Here is a 16,932-nt window from a genome sequence, read left to right on the forward strand (position 1 = left end):
AAAAGTAAAAAGAAAGATAACTGATAAAAGAAAGGATATAAAAAGAAATCATATATTATTAAATCTTTTCGCCTTTTACAGAGCTCAAATTGATCCAAATGATTGCAATAAGCTAATGATGTTTAAACCTACTATAAATAAATTATTCTATTTTTAATTGCTTTTAACATTGTAAATCATACTAATTTCCCATCAATATAAACGCTCTCCGCCTTTAAGCTCCCTTGATTATAAAGAATATTCTGGAAATTATTCGTTTTAAAAGTAACAAAATCTGCTTTTAAGCCCTCATCCAATTTACCTCTATCTTCCAGACCAAGTGCCAATGCCGAGCGGAAAGTGATTCCTGCCAAAACCTCGGCAGTAGTCAGTTTTTCAAATGTTGCCAGAATAGAGGCCTGAGTGATCAGATTTCCCATAGGTGCAGAACCCGGGTTCCAGTCACTTGCGATAGCCAGGATTGCTCCTGCATCTAATAATTTTCTTGCCGGACTGAATTTCTCGCCCAATCCTAAACTTGCTCCCGGAAGTGCCGTTGCTACTGTATTTGATTGTGCCAAGAATTCTATATCTTCGTCAATCGTAGCTTCCAGATGGTCTGCAGATTGTGCTCCAACTTCCACTGCAATTCTTGAACTACCTGGAGTAAATTGGTCTGCATGAACCGTAATTTCAAAACCTAAATCTTTAGTTTTAAGTAAAAAAATCTTACTCTCTTCCGGTTGAAATGCTGATTTTTCAATAAAAATATCAATACGCTTTGCCAGGCTTTCTTCTTTTACCCTAGGTAAAATTTCAGTTAAAATATAACTTAAATAATCATCATTAGTGCCATCAAAGTCTCTTGGTTTTAAATGAGCAGAAAGACAGGTCGGAACCAAAGTCGCTTTTGTCTGCTCCTGTGCTTTTTTAATAATTCTAAGCATTTTAAGCTCATTCATGACATCCAATCCGTAGCCGCTTTTCACTTCGATTGTAGTAATTCCGAGAGAGATTAAGAAATTAATCCTTTCCAATAATGTTTTCAATAATTCCTCTTCCGAAGCATTTCTTGTGTGCTGGACAGAGCTCCAGATTCCCCCTCCGTTCTCAGCAATTTCGAGATAAGTTTTTCCTGCATTACGCATAGCAAAATCATTCGCGCGGTTACCTCCAAAGCAAATGTGAGTGTGGGAATCTACGAAAGCCGGCAGAACAATCTGCTCCTCTTCAATGGCTTCAATCTCTATATTTTGATTTTCCGATTTTAATGTTTCGAAATTTCCGATTTTTTGAATTTTATTTTCATTAATTAAAATACCGCCATCAGCGATAATTTCAAGTTGTTCATCAGAAAGTTTTCCTCTTAAAGGAAGGTTCGCAAGGGTTACGACTTGCTTGAAAGGCCCTATAAGTTTCATTTATTTGGTTTAAAGCTAAAAGTTTGATCAATTATTTGATTTCATTTTGCTAGATGATTTCATCATGACAAAATCTGCACAAAGCTTATCATTCCGCAGGATCTCAGCATAGAAATCATCAAAAAGTTTCAATCTTGTTTTCTCACTCAAAAATACTTAAAATATCCGTTCTTCTCAAATCTTAATTTTTCCAATCATGCTATCTCTATTTTACCCTCAATTTTCCTATCTTTACGGTAAATGAAAATGAATTAATGCCCGATTTTTTACATCCAGATAAAGACAATTATTCCCGCGAGGAACTCTGGCAGGAAGAACAGATACGTCCCCAAAGCTTTAAAGATTTTGCAGGACAAAGGAAAACACTGGAAAATCTAGAAGTTTTCGTGACGGCTGCCAAAAAACGTGGCGGCGCATTAGACCATGTCCTTTTGCATGGCCCTCCCGGTCTGGGAAAAACCACTTTAGCAAATATTATAGCTAACGAATTAGGCGTAAACTGCAAAATTACCTCCGGACCCGTTTTGGATAAGCCCGGAAGCCTGGCCGGACTTCTTACCAATCTCGAAGAAAATGACGTGCTTTTCATTGATGAAATCCACCGTCTCTCGCCTGTTGTGGAAGAGTATTTGTATTCTGCCATGGAGGATTACAAAATTGATATTATGCTGGAAACCGGCCCGAATGCAAGAAGTGTTCAGATCGGGTTAAATCCTTTTACACTGGTAGGGGCAACTACGAGAAGCGGAATGCTGACCAAGCCCATGCTCGCAAGATTCGGGATTCAAAGCAGGTTAGAATATTATACCATTGAGTTGCTTTCGATGATTATCCAGCGAAGCTCCAGGGTTTTAGGAGTGAAAATTTATGAGGATGCAGCCATAGAAATCGCAAGAAGGAGCCGGGGAACGCCCAGAATTGCCAATGCTCTTTTGAGGAGGGTTCGTGATTTTGCCGAGATTAAGGGAAATGGTGAAATTGAAATCAACATCACAAAATATGCCCTGAATTCATTGAATGTAGATGAACATGGTCTGGATGAAATGGATAACAAAATCATGCGTGTGATGATTGAAAACTTCAAAGGAAAACCAGTAGGAATCTCTGCCCTGGCCACTTCAATTGGCGAAAGTTCGGAGACTTTGGAAGAAGTTTATGAGCCATTTTTAATTCAGGAAGGATTTATCATTCGTACACCGAGAGGCCGCGAAGTAACGGAAAAAGCTTATAAGCATTTAAATATCGTTAAACCTAAAAACCCGGGAGAACTTTTCTAGGTTTAAAGTTATTCCGAATAAGATTTATTAAACAAAAATTATCTCAAAAGAAAATGTTTTTAAACATTAAGAAGTAGGATTGAAGAATTTTATGCTTAAAAATTCAAAACAACAAAAAGTTTTTAAAATCCTTAATGTTTAAATAAAGAATAAATACATTATAAACAACTTAATATTATATGAAATTATATCCAATACAATGTGGAAAATTTAAACTCGACGGAGGTGCCATGTTCGGAGTCGTCCCGAAGAGTCTGTGGGAGAAAACAAACCCTGCAGACGAAAGAAATCTGATCGAATTGGGAACACGCTCACTTTTGGTGGAAGACGGAAAAAAATTAATCTTAATAGACTGCGGACTCGGAAATAAGCAGGACGAAAAATTCTTCGGATACTATTCGCTTTGGGGAGACGATAATCTGGATAAAAGTCTTAAAAAATATGGCTTTGTAAGAGAAGATATTACAGATGTTTTCCTTACGCATCTTCATTTCGACCATTGTGGCGGTGCCATAGAATGGAATGATGACAGATCGGGCTACAGACCGGCCTTCAAAAACGCACAGTTCTGGACCAATGAAAACCATTGGCAATGGGCAACAGAGCCTAATGCAAGGGAAAAAGCAAGCTTCTTAAAAGAAAATATTATCCCGATACAGGAAAGCGGCCAGCTGAACTTTCTGCCTCTACCTACAACGGGAAATTACGGTTTTGCACCCGACCTGAAAATGGATGTGATCTTCGTAGATGGCCATACAGAGAAACAGATGCTTCCGGTGATCCAGTATCAGGAAAAAACAATTGTTTTTGCAGCCGATCTTATTCCTACAATCGGGCATATTCCGCATGTTTATGTGATGGGATATGACACCAGACCGCTTTTAACTTTAGAAGAGAAAGGAAAATTCCTGAAGCAGTGTGTAGATAATGAATATCTGCTGTTTTTCGAGCATGATGCCCACCATGAGCTAGCCAGCCTTAAAATGACTGAAAAGGGGATAAGATTTGATGAAACCTTTAGTTTTAATGATGTTTTTGGATATTAATTATGGAAGAATTACATTCAGAAACTCAGAAAACAGAGCCCGAGCCGTTATCAGCACCAAAGGTCATAGGCCTTACCGGCGGAATCGGATCAGGGAAAACCACCGTAGCAAGATTCATTGAAGAGTTCGGATTTCCGGTATATTATTCGGATGAACGGGCGAAGGATATTGTGAATGACAATGAAGATTTAAAAGTAAAAATCAAAGAACTTTTAGGCGAGCAAGCTTATGATGAAAATGGATTGTATGACAGGAAATTTGTTGCTGAAAAAGTTTTTAACAATAAAGATCTCCTTCAGAAATTAAATGAAATCATTCATCCAGCCGTAAAAATTGATTTTGAAGAATGGGTAAAAAAGCAGACCAAATATTTGATTTTTAAGGAAACTGCCCTATTATTTGAATTAAAGCTTAACCAGCAATGCTACAAGTCTATCCTGGTAACCGCTGAAGATAATATCAGGATAAAGAGAGTAATGGACAGAGACGGTAAAACGTATCGTGAAGTACAGGCCGTCATGGAAAAACAGATGCCTGAAAAAGATAAAATAAAACTGGCAGACTGTATCATTTACAACAATACAAATCTAGATGATTTAAAAGAGCAAACTGAAAAAGTAATTTTTGGTATCGAATAAAAAAATTAAGGCTCGTTGGATTGGATTATTTCTAACGAGCCTTTTTATTGTAGCTACTTTTGAGAACTAACCTTTTAAATTTTAATACAAAAAAATAGGCTCTCATTACTAAGAGCCTATTAAATTGGATTAATATTAAATGGTATTATTTTTATTCTTTGATAAATTTCTTCTGAGCAGAGATTGCGTCTCCATCCTGAATGTCTATTACATAGACTCCGTTTATCAAGTTATGTACATCTATTTTGTTGTTTAAGATAATTCCGTTTGATACTAATTGTCCTGCAGCGTTGTAGATCTTATAATTTGCTTTTTTGCTGATATTTTTCACATACAATACTGTACTTACCGGGTTAGGATAGATCAGGATATCTGTCTGGTTAACCGGATTAGGAATAGGGGTTTTAGAAATTCTTACGGTATAATCCTCAACCTCACCGTTCGGGAAGCTTGTACAGTTTACAGGGATCCCATCTTTTGCCATTGCTACTCTCATTACCACATATTTGTAGTCTGTAAGACTTACAAATGCGTCTGCAGGCACTGAGAATGTTCCGCTTACCGTCTGCTGATTATTAGGTGATGAAACAAGGACTCTTTCGTTAATATCAAAATATCCGTTTCTGTTGAAGTCAATCCAAACAGCTAATCCAGCTACAGCGTTTCCACTCAGTTTTTTCTCGATCGTAATCTGGTTGTTTGAAGAACCTTGTACCAATTCAATAAACGTAGCAGGAACACCTGTATAATCAGAATAGTTCGAGGCGTTAGACGAGTTGTTCATTTCCGGCTTACCATTTGGCTTCACTGTAACTTTTGAAATATACTCAGAATTAGAGGTTGTAGAAGCCATCTGGCAATACACTACAGTAGGTGTGGTAAAGAAGTATGGTAATGTATATGTACCAGGAGTACCTCCGCATACATTCGCTACCTGCAATTCATACTGAGTCAATTCTGTTAATCCAGTTAATGTCACTGTATTTGTAGAAGAAGGAACATTTGTCCAGCTCGGGATACCTACTTTTCTATATCTTAAGATATATGTAGCACCAGGAAAAGGGTCCCAAACCACTACAGCCGTTGTAGGTGTAAGGTTAGTGATTGTTAATCCCGGAGGTGGTAATTCACAAGTTCTTTCTGTTGTAAATACTTTAGGATTAGACCAAGGGTTAACCGTAGTTTCACCATTACACATATTCGCAACCTGTACTTCATATGTTGTATACGGACTTAATCCTGTAATTGTATAAGAACCGAAAGGAGGAGTTGTAACATTGATGGTAGTCCAAGTTGTAGTACCTACAATTCTGTATCTGATCACATATGTAGAGCTGGCTGCAATCGGAGCCCAGTTTACTACCGCCGAGTTTGTCGTTACAGTACCTATTGTCACATTCGGAGGTGTAGGATCACATCTCGTGGTGAATGTCTGAATAGCTGTAAATGTACCCGGAGTTGTTCCGCAGCTTGCAGCAATCTGTACATCATAAGTCGTAGCAGGAGTTAATCCTGTTAAAGTCAATGGAGGGTTTCCTGACAGTGTAGAGGCTATAACTTCCGTCCATGTACCTGTACCAGACACTCTATATCTTACAATAAATGTAAGTGTACCTGCAGGCACCGTCCAGTTTACATTAGCAGAAACGTGAGTTATTGTGTTGATCGCTAAGTTTGTCGGCATTGTCGTAACGCACGGTCTTAGTTTCACAGCATAATCTTCTACTTCTCCATTTACTGCATTCTGACACATTACCGGAGAACTTGTACGTTTTAGAACTACTCTCATGGTTGTTGTCAATGGGCCACTGTAAGCACCAGCCGGTACATTAAACAATGCAGTTACAGGCGTTGTAGTACTAGCTGCAGAATTCATGATTTGCTCTGTACTTTCGAAGATACCGTTTCTGTTAAAGTCAATCCAAGCAGATACGGCATCGTTTTGAGAACCTGATGACCAGCCTTTTGCTACAGAAAGCTTATTATCTGTAGAACCGATTTCAAGGTTAATTAACGTCGCTGGTGTCGTATAACTGATGTAGTTCGTCTGAACTGATGTGTTATTCATCACCGGAAGCCCCGGGTTTACAGGAGTTACTGTAACATTAGAAATGAAATCAGTAGTTCCTGTACCTGTCATATTACAGTAAGTAATAGGTGTTGTTGTAAATGGTATGGAAGTAGACCAAGGCCCTTGAGTACCACCACAAATTGTTGCAACCTGTACTTCATAAGCTGTCTGCTCTGTAAGACCGGTAATATTATATGAATTTCCAGTGATAGGCGCAGGAGATACATTCCATGTTCCAACCGGAGAAGTTGTTCTCCATCTTACCAGATAAGTGGCTCCTGTAGAAGATATCCATGAAACTGTAGCTGTCGTTGCAGCAATATTTGTCACTGTAATACCCGTAGGTGCAGCTGTAGTACAAGGTTGAATATCTATAAATTTCACAAGATAATCTTCAACTTCTCCATCACTTGTAAGAGGTGAACAAGCATCTGCAGGAGTATTGTAATATACAATTACACGCATTTTCACTTTATTCGTACCTGCATACGCACCAGTAGGGACGCTGAATGTAGCCGTAACCGGAGTTGTAGAAGAGTATCCTAAATTCATGATTCTCTCACCACCTGCAACAGTAGTTGGATTATTATTAAATATTCCGTCGCCGTTGAAATCAATCCACGCATAGGTAGAATAGGTACTTGATAAGATTGTTCTTCCTACTGAAAGTACATTCCCCGTGGAGTTACGAGCTAATGTAACAGTTTTAGTAAGATCTGTAGAATAATCTGTATAAGTAGTAGGCCCGGAGTTGTTCGACATCGTAGGTGTGTTCGTACCTGTAACGGTTATATTATTGATATAGCCATTACCAACACTTGTTGTAGGAGGTGTACAATAAGAGCTCGCAGGAGTTGTAAAGTTTATAGAGTTTGACCATGCTCCCGTTGTACCACCACAAATTGTTGCAACTTGTACTTCGTAAGTAGTAGAAGCATTAAGATTGATAATAGTATACGGGTTAGTTACATTGGCAATTACTGTCCAAGCTCCTGTACCTGTTCTATATCTTAATGTATAAGTAGCACTTGTTGCACTCACCCAAGAAACCTGAGCTGTAGAAGCCGTTACGTTTGTAACCATGATTGGAGTTGGTGGAGCAGTCGTGCATGGCTGAAGATCAATGATCTTAACAGCGTAGTCTTCGACCTCACCTTCAGAGATAGTAGCACAAGGATCATTAATTGTACTTGTAGCAACAATCACTCTCATTCTAAGTGTCTGCGGACCATTATAAGCAGTTGCAGGAACCGTGAATGTAGAAGTGATCGGTGTAGTGATACTTGTACCTACCCCTATTACTTTTTCGCTGGCTTCAAAAATACCGTTTCTGTTAAAATCAATCCAGGCAGAAGTCGCTATATAAGATTGGAAAGTACCAGACCATGATTTAGAAACAGAAATAGAGTTATTTGTTGAGTTACGCACTAATGTAATCAGTCTGGCAGGATCTGCAGAGAAATCTGTATATGTGCTTGCCACTGAGTTACTACTCATTACATACGAGTTCGTAGGAGTAATTGTTACATTAGAAATATAACCGTTTGTATTATTCGTTGGTGTATTATTACAATACGTCACCGCCGGAGTTGTAAATCCATAAGGAGCAGTATATGTACCTGTAGTTCCTGAACAAACATAAGCTACCTGAACTTCATACTGAGTCTGCTCTGTTAGACCTGTAATAGTATAAGCTGGTGTAGTTAAAGGAACGGTAGTCCAGGTTGTAGAACCAATTGGCCTCCATTGAAGAACATAAGTACCCCCTGTTATTGGATCCCACATTACATATGCAGAAGTTGCCGTAAGGTTAGTTACCGTAAGGTTTAATGGAGCGTTACTTGTACAAGGAATCGGCTGGATTAATTTCACCGCATAATCCTCAACTTCTCCATCACCAAAACTCTGGCACATTACAGGATCAGCATTATATCTCATTGCCACTCTCATTCTTGTAGTTGCAGGCCCGTTGTAAGCTGTAGCCGGAACGTTGAATGTGGCAGAAACAGGAGTCGTTGTACTCGATGGTGAGTTCATTACCTGTTCAGTAGCTTCAAATGTGCCATTTCTGTTGAAATCGATCCAAACACCTACAGCCTCACTCCAAACTGTACCAGGGAAGAATTTGGTTACAGAAACCGTGTTACCGGTAGATCCGATTACTAAATTGATCAAAGCACTTGGTGTCGTACTATAATCAGTATAAGTAGAACCTGCAGAGTTGTTACTCATAACTGCGGCTCCTACTGGAGTTACCGTTACATTAGAGATATATTCAGAAGCAAAGTTACTGGATGTCATTGTACAGTAATTAAGCCCTAGTGTTGTAAAGTTTATAGATGAAGAGAAAGGTCCCTGAACACCACTACAAACTGTTGCAACCTGTACTTCATATTGTATACCGTCACTTAAGCCTGTAAGAGCAACAGAATTTCCTGTAGAAGTCACTGTAGTCCAGGTTGTGCTTCCTACCGGACGATATTGAATTACATATGTAGCATTAGCAGCAGCTGTCCATGAAACTGTAGCTGAAGTTTGAGTAATAGCAGTAACTGTAATACCAGCTGGAGCAGCACCTGTACAGTTTGCTAAATTTGCTACTGTTGCACTACCAATTGCATAGAATACGTTTCCGATGGCGCTTACTCTGATTTTAAGAATATTCCCAACTGTAAGGCCGGCAATGTTAAAAGATTCACTTCCGTCATTAACTGTAGAAGCAGAAAGTACAGTCCATGTTACTCCGTTATCTGTAGTATAATCTATTTTAACGTTGGCAGTACTATAAGGAGCAGCAGTTGTATTTGCCACATCCCAAGCTACGGTTGTAGGGCCATTATTATATGCTGTAGTAGTAGTTACTTTAAAAGGTCCGTCATTTCCTACAGTAATGGTTTGCTCTGCAAATTGAGTCTGCTGTTCGTTTGCTGCAGGATTGTTATCTCTTACCGTTACTGCAAACTTGGAGTTTCTTGCAATAGTAGAAACTGATTCCCACTGATTGTTTGAGTTATTTAAAACTCCGGCTAATACAGAAGATAATTTAGGGAAGTATCTTGTAGGGTTTGTCGTAGGGCTTAACGATCTAAAGCTTGCCCCCGTTGCCGTTGTTCCTAAATTATTTTTATTAATCGTAGCACTCGCATTGTCTACTTCTTCCCAGCAATACGTCATCGGATCATTCTCAGCATCCGTAGCAGAAGCTGTTAAAACGAAAGCCGTTCCCTTAGGGATAGTATAAGCTGGTAAAGTAGCAATTACCGGAGGGTTATTTGTAATATTAGTTTCAACATCACAAGTTTTATTGATTAAGTTGGCCTGAACCTGCTTAATGCTGGCAATATGGAAATACGCATCAGAGTGTGCCTGAACATCAGTATTTGCACCGGTAATTCCTGCATATCCCATGATACTAGATCCTGAGCCTGGCTCCATATTTACTCCTGTGCCTTCAATATTATGAGAGAACGTGTGATTAGCTCCGAACTGGTGTCCCATTTCGTGAGCTACATAGTCAATATCAAAATTGTCTCCCTGCGGAATAGCATCTGCAGGAGAAGTATATCCGGCTCCTTTTCCGTTTGGAACCCCCGTAGTTGGGTTTACGCAAATACAGCCAATACAGCCGGCATTACCTCCGCCTCCGGAAGCACCGAATAAATGGCCGATGTCATAATTGGCATTTCCTACGTTCGCTGTAAGGGTTTGTTGTAATTCTCCGTTCCAGGCACCTCCTGCACCTACAGCAGCAGGTGAATATGGGTCTGTGGCGGGATTGGTGTAAATTACACCCGGAAAGTTTTGTAAATTTAAATGTAAAGCAAAATCTTTTTCAAATACACCGTTTACCCTCGTTAAAGTAGCATTAATAGCGGTAAGTGCATTAGCAACAGTTCCCCCGAAGTATTGGGTATACTCGCCTGTTACTGACATTGCTAATCTCAGTGTTCTGAATTTTTTATCAGAATTTTTTGAGAAGTTCATAGTCTGATTAGAGAATGCTTTTCCTGTAGTATACAGATTTTCTATCTCTTGTTTAGATAATCTGTTTTCGTTCATTGAACACAGAAAGCCTTCATTGCTTTTGTCAGTTTTCGGGTGCACACCGTAGACTGTCTTGTTTTTGTCAGCAGGCTCTATGAACTCATATTTTCCGTCTTTGATGATCATCGACTGGAAATCATCAGGCGCCAAACTAAATCTCAGATATTTGCCAGGATCATCAATCCCAACACCGACATAAGATCCTAATTGATATTCATCTGCCAGTTCTTTCACTACCACAGGGAAGCTGTAGACGGCAAATTTTTCAATTTTTCCTCCTAAAGTTGGCAAAGAGATGGTGACGGGCTTTGCATTTTTTCCCGTTTCCTGGGCTTTTGCCAATTGAGACTTTAGCAAAGAAATGTCTAGAGAATAATAGCCTTTAATATCGGCATTTGCTCTGATTTTTTCTCCCCTGAATGTCGTGGGACTCCATTGTGCACTGGTAATCGCAAACAAAAAGAGGAAAAAGAAAGAAGTAAAATTTTTCTTCATAACTTTCTCAATATATTATATTAATTACACAAATCTAGTTATTTTTTATTATTAATTTGTAAATGTAATCATTTTTTTTATACAAATTCCATAATAATTCAAATCAAGTATTCAAAATTAAAAAATAAAAACCTCAACATCCAAAAATCTTAGTATTTAAGGATTTTTTAATGATTTTTAAGAAATTAACTTAAGTCTTATTTACTTCAATTTTTGAATAAAAAAATCCCCAGGATTACCTGAGGATTCTTAATATTTATTGTTTAAATTATTTTTTGATGAATTTCGAGTTGAATGTATCTTTTCCTTTATCATCAATAGAGATTACATATGCTCCTTTTATTAATTCTGAAACATTGATCTGTCTGTTTATGATTATTCCTTGTTTCACCAACTGTCCTGCTGCACTATAAATTTTATAAGCAGCCTTATCAGAAACCTTAGTAATGTTCAGGATATCTGATACCGGATTTGGATATAGCTGAATATCATTTTTAGGACCTGCTACATCGTTTGTTGCTAATGGAGCATTTACAATAACAGCATAGTCTTCCACCTCTCCGTTTGGAAAATTCTCACATGCCCATGAATCTGGGACATTGTTACCTGTTGCATAAACAACAATTGCTCTCATTCTTAATGGTGTTCCAGTTACTGCTGTTGCAGGTACTGTAAATGTTCCCGTTACAGGAGTAGCTCCTACCGGTAAAGAAGTGATAGGCATATCCAGTACTCTTTCGCTGGCTTCGAATGCTCCATTTTTGTTGAAATCAATCCAAACAGCCATTCCATTTGAAGAAGCCTCTGGGATAGTTGTAGTTACAGAAACACTTATTGAGTTACCCGTACTTCCAAGCACTAACGTAGGCTGTAATGCCGTATTAGTCGTAAAGTTGGAATATGTAGATCCCGTTGTAGTATTGTTTACCGTTCCTAATGTTACATTAGAAATGTAATTGAATTGTCCGCTATCACTTGACGCTTGGCAATAAGGCAGTGCAAGAGTTGTAAAGTTAACCGAAGTAGAATAAGCCCCCGGAGTACCTGAACAAACCGCGGCTACCTGAACTTCATAATTCGTAACATCAGCTAAAGATGATAATGTTACGGTAGTTGCAGTAGAAGTTGTCTGCTGCCATATTGTTTCACCTACTTTTCTGTAACGGATTATATAAGTAGCATTTAAAACTGGAGCCCAGCTTACATTGGCACTATTATAAGTAACACCACTTGTTGCAACTCCTGTTACTGCAGAACCATCACATGGAGCAAAAGTTGTTATTGTAATTTTACCAATTGCATAGAATACGTTACCTATAGAAGAAACTCTCAATTTAATAACCTGCCCGTTCAAAGATGAAGGGAAAGTAAAGCTTTCGCTACCATCATTTGGAGTAGATGCTGCTAAGGTAGTCCATGTAGTTCCATTATCTGTAGTATAGTCAATTTTAACGTTTGCAACGTTATAAGGAGCCGCTGTAGTATTTACTACAGCCCAATCGATTGGAGTTGGGGTGTTGACGTTGGCATATTGAGTATTTACTTTAAATGGCCCGTCATTTCCTACAATAATTGTCTGGATATTATAATCAGTCTGTTGCTGATTGGCTGTAGGGTTATTATCTCTTGCAGTGATTGCAAAGTTTGTAGTTCTTGCCACCTGAGAAACTGCTTCCCAAGTATCTCCACTGTTATCCAAAACTCCGTTTAGCACAGAAGATAATTTCGGGAAATAACGAGTAGGTACTGTAGTAGGTGCTACTGATCTGAAAGATGCACCCGTAGCTGTAGTCCCTAAATTTGTTTTATCAATAACAACACTGGCATTATCAATTTCTTCCCAAGTGTATGTCATTGGGTCATTTTCCGGATCTGTTACATTAGCTGTAAGTACGAAAGCTGTTCCTTTAGGGATATTATATGTTGGCAAATCATCAATTACAGGAGGGTTGTTTGTAATTGTAGTTTCAACATCGCAAGTTTTTGAATCTAAATTGGCCTGCACCTGATCTATACTTCCCACATGGAAATACGCATCTGAATGGGGTTGAACATCAGTATTAGTACCAGTAATCCCTGCATATCCCATAATCGTAGAACCAGATCCCGGTTCCATCTGAACAGGAGCACCCTGCATGTCATGTGAGAATGTATGGTTAGCACCTAACTGGTGCCCCATTTCGTGAGCAACATAATCGATATCGAAATTATCCCCAGAAGGAGGGTTAGCTGCTGTCGGAAGTATAGATCCTGTAGCCGGAGAAGTAATTCCAGATCCTTTACCATAACCTACTACCGGATCGTAGCCTGTTCCCACAGGGCTTATACAAACACAGCCAACACAGCCTGCGTTTCCTCCCCCTCCAGAAGCACCGAATAAATGTCCGATATCATAATTAGCTTGACCAACATTTGTAGCCAATACATCACGAAGAGAAGTATTCCATGATGCAGGGGGGGCAGCAGCATTTGTTACAGTAGCGTATGGATCACTAGTCGGGTCAGAGTAAATAAGTCCTGGATAACTTAATAAGTTTAAATGTACAGCAAAATCCTTTTCAAATACTCCGTTTACTCTTGTTATGGTAGCATTAATCTGGGTCATTGCACCTGATACTCCTCCAAAAAATTGAGTATACTCACCTGTTGTAGACATTACTAATCTTAATGTTCTGTATTTCTTGTCAGAACTCTTAGCAAAATTTGTAGGCTGGTTGGCAATAGACCGTCCGTTTTTTAATAATAAGTCTACCTGTTTTACTGCCACAGGGTTTTCACCTGTAGAGCATAAGAAACCATTTTCATTCTTTCTAGATTTAGGATGTACTCCGTAAACTGTTTTATCAGAATTTACAGGCTCAATGAATTCATATTCTCCTCCTTTGATAATCATAGACTGAAAATCATTCGGAGCAAGGGAGAATCTTAGATATTTGGAAGGATCATCAACACCGACACCCACATAGGAACCTAACTGGTATTGATCTGCAAGGTCTTTTGCCATAACAGGGAAGCTGTATACAGCAAATTTTTCAACTTTACCGCTCATAGTCGGCAAAGAAATTTCAACTGCTTTAGAATTAGGGCCTGTTTCCTGTGCATTTGCTAGTTGAGATCTTAATTCTGAAATGTCTAAAGAATAATAGGCTCTAATATCAACCTCTTTTCTTACTTTCTCTCCTTTAAATATTGTAGGTGACCATTGTGCGTCGACTGCAGCAGTACCTAATACTAAAAGAGATAAGAAAGAAGTAAAAAATTTCTTCATTGCTTTTCAATTAAATTTGCGCGTCAAATATACTTATTTTAAATTATTATAGTAACATTTTAATTATAATTAACTAAAAAAAATAAAATTTAAACTTAAGTACTCTTAAAAAATAAAAAAACCTAGATAAAGTAAGGATTTTTTAACATTTATAAAATCCTTTATTTTTTAATAAACTTAGATTTAAATAAATTTTTCCTTTTATCTTCAATGGTAATAACATAACCACCTTTATCAGGTCATTACTTACTGTAGGGCTCACATTAGCTAAACTCCGTAACAGCCCTCCGTGGAATTGTGTATATTCTCCAGTTACTGACATTGCCAGTCTCATGGTTCTGTATTTCTGATCGGTAGACTTTGAAAAATTTGTCGGCTGGTTTGAAATTGATTTTCTCTTTGAATATAGATCATCAATCTGCTTTTTTGACAAAGCACTTTCGTTCATGCTGCAAAGGAAACCTCCCGGTGTTTTATTTGTTTTCGGATGTACTCCTTAGATAGTCTTATTAGTATTTTGAGGCTCAGTAAACTCATACACTCCGTCTTTAACCATCATGTTTAAACAATAACCGCATTTTATAGAAATATTTTCACCTTCAAATACCCTATATTTATACAGTCATAAAAACAAAGATCCCCAGAATTTCTTCTGGGGATCGTCATTTAGCAAAATTTATTGATTATTTTTTAATGAATTTAATACTTTCAGAAGTATTTTTATCTTTAATTGTAATAATGTAAGTTCCTTTAACTAAATCAGCTATTCTCAACTGATTATTGTTAATAGTTCCTGCTTTCACCAATTGCCCAACTGCATTGTAAATTTCAAATGAAGCTTTGTTTGACACTTTAGTAATGTTTAGTACATCGCTTGCAGGGTTTGGATATAAACTGATTGTTTCTTTTTTCACTTCGTTTGTAGCCAAAATTTGAGCAGGAATTACTTTGAATGTCCTTTGTTGTGAAGATGTATAATTATTACCAGTAACTACTACCATTCCACTTGCATCTAAAATTCTGTAACTCCCCCCACGATTGTAAATGCCATTATTATTGCTGTCATTGATTGTAAAAGTATAGCAATCATTCTGCGGAAGTGTCCAGTTTTGATTTACTGGGTTTGGAATGTTTGGATAAGTATTTGTATACGGTCCTCCACTGTATAGTATTGTACCTGCACTATTCTTCAAATTCCAAGTAACCTGATTACCATATTCGTCACACTGTAATTGGAATGTAAAGTTTGTATTGGTAACAGGAATGGAGTTTCCGATAACCACTGATGCAGTATTATTTCCCGCTCTTTGATCAGCACCGCTATTAGCAGAGGTAATCTGCGCATTGATCGTTCCCTGAGAAGCACCTGTCGGAATACTGATAACAACATATTTATCCTGCGCTAAGTTTCCCGTCCAATTATAAACTTGTGCTGCACTACCATTTACTGTATAAGAAATGGCAACTGAGGTAAGAGGGCTTGTACCCCTATTGTATAAAATAAAATTTGCAGTAATATTTGATGGGCTTCCACAAGATGCCTGGCTACAGCTTTTTTCTCCTTTTAATTCGGCATCGTTTGCAAATAGTGGGATTGCCTGCTCTGCCACTGATGTTTTCAGCTCCATTCTTCTTGGAGAATTGTTCATTACTGCCATAATCCTATCTTTTTGATTGATAGTAAATATATTCATGCAGGTATCGTCTGTATAATCCATATAGTTTTGAACCATTTCGAAAATAGATGGACTATCACAACTTGGCTGAGAAGGAGGACATCCATAGTTTGCATCGTGAGCAGTTGGAGTATCTGTACAATAATCATTTCCACATGATCCATCACCCCAAATATGTCTTAACCCTAAATAATGCCCAACTTCATGAGTCATTGTTCTACCTTTGTCATAAGGTGCATTCAGAAAGAAGGTCCCGTCATTATAATCACTACTTCCAAAAGTCCAATAATTTGCAACTACACCATCCGTATCTGCAGCGCCCATATATGGATCTAGCCCTCCCAATCCTGAGTTTGAAGGAAACTGAGCATAACCTAATATTCCTGATTCTGCAAGCTTTATACTCCACATATTCATATACTTTGTGGGATCCCAAATCGTAACCGGCTTTACATAAGAATCAACAGCAGCCATAGACCATGAAGTCTGACAAAGATTAACCCTGTCTATACCATCAGTAGGATTTCCACTAGGGTCCACCTTGGCTAATGCAAACTGGATCATTACATCTGCACCGACAGGATTGGTATTATAGCCCGGAGTTCCTGCCATTTTTCTATAGTCATTGTTCATTACAGTAATTTGAGATTTAACCTGGTTATCCGTAATGTTTGGAGCTGTTCCCAATGCCTGGCCGCTGTGAATTACATGAACTACAACAGGAATAGTAATCAGACCTCCGTTTTGAGATTTATTATTCTGTGCATTTTTAATTAAAGGAGCAATCCAGTCTTCAAACTGCTCATTGGTCATTCTTTTGGGGTATTTCTTCTGTAGCATCGCTTCATATTCTGTCGATGCACATCTGATTATCCCATTCATTCTTTTTAAATCTTCTACAGTATACTTTTTCCCGAATACAATTTTGCTTCCATCAATTTCCTGAGCAAAAGAAGAACAGAAAAGCAACACAAAAAAAGAAATAAATAATTTTGAAGTAATTTTAAAATTCATACA

8 protein-coding genes are annotated in these 16,932 nt (G+C 38.1%); 3 read left to right on the forward strand and 5 right to left on the reverse strand.

The window, feature by feature from the left end:
• Positions 1-176 precede the first annotated feature (176 nt).
• Positions 177-1,400: an imidazolonepropionase gene (hutI, locus tag BW926_RS02135; RefSeq protein ID WP_076443739.1), complete on the reverse strand. Its 1,224-nt coding sequence runs from the start codon at positions 1,398-1,400 to the stop codon at positions 177-179.
• A 254-nt stretch (positions 1,401-1,654) separates the two neighbouring features.
• On the opposite strand from hutI, the gene ruvB reads away from it, so the two are divergent.
• The 3 genes from ruvB to coaE all read left to right on the forward strand — a co-directional run bounded on the left by ruvB (position 1,655) and on the right by coaE (position 4,361).
• Positions 1,655-2,677 carry a Holliday junction branch migration DNA helicase RuvB gene (gene ruvB / locus BW926_RS02140; RefSeq protein WP_076443740.1) on the forward strand — a complete coding sequence of 341 codons (1,023 nt, stop codon included), beginning with the start codon at positions 1,655-1,657 and terminating at the stop codon, positions 2,675-2,677.
• 179 nt (positions 2,678-2,856) lie between these two features.
• Positions 2,857-3,723 carry an MBL fold metallo-hydrolase gene (locus BW926_RS02145; protein WP_076443741.1) on the forward strand — a complete coding sequence of 289 codons (867 nt, stop codon included), beginning with the start codon at positions 2,857-2,859 and terminating at the stop codon, positions 3,721-3,723.
• 2 nt (positions 3,724-3,725) lie between these two features.
• Positions 3,726-4,361, forward strand: coding sequence for a dephospho-CoA kinase (coaE, locus tag BW926_RS02150; protein ID WP_076443742.1), 636 nt, complete (start codon positions 3,726-3,728; stop codon positions 4,359-4,361).
• A 151-nt stretch (positions 4,362-4,512) separates the two neighbouring features.
• On the opposite strand, the gene BW926_RS02155 is transcribed toward coaE, so the two are convergent.
• The 4 genes from BW926_RS02155 to BW926_RS14500 form a co-directional block, all read right to left on the reverse strand.
• Positions 4,513-10,971, reverse strand: coding sequence for a GEVED domain-containing protein (locus BW926_RS02155; protein WP_076443743.1), 6,459 nt, complete (start codon positions 10,969-10,971; stop codon positions 4,513-4,515).
• 268 nt (positions 10,972-11,239) lie between these two features.
• On the reverse strand, positions 11,240-14,239 hold the full coding sequence (locus BW926_RS02160; protein ID WP_076443745.1) for a reprolysin-like metallopeptidase: 3,000 nt from the start codon (positions 14,237-14,239) through the stop codon (positions 11,240-11,242).
• A gap of 142 nt (positions 14,240-14,381) precedes the next feature.
• Positions 14,382-14,687, reverse strand: a complete 306-nt coding sequence (locus BW926_RS02165; RefSeq protein WP_076443747.1) for a hypothetical protein — start codon at positions 14,685-14,687, stop codon at positions 14,382-14,384.
• Positions 14,688-14,922: 235 nt separating this feature from the next.
• Positions 14,923-16,929: a M43 family zinc metalloprotease gene (locus BW926_RS14500; RefSeq protein ID WP_076443749.1), complete on the reverse strand. Its 2,007-nt coding sequence runs from the start codon at positions 16,927-16,929 to the stop codon at positions 14,923-14,925.
• Positions 16,930-16,932: the final 3 nt, after the last annotated feature.

Origin of the sequence: Chryseobacterium sp. RU37D (genome assembly GCF_900156075.1) — a bacterium.
Classification (GTDB): Bacteria; Bacteroidota; Bacteroidia; order Flavobacteriales; family Weeksellaceae; genus Chryseobacterium.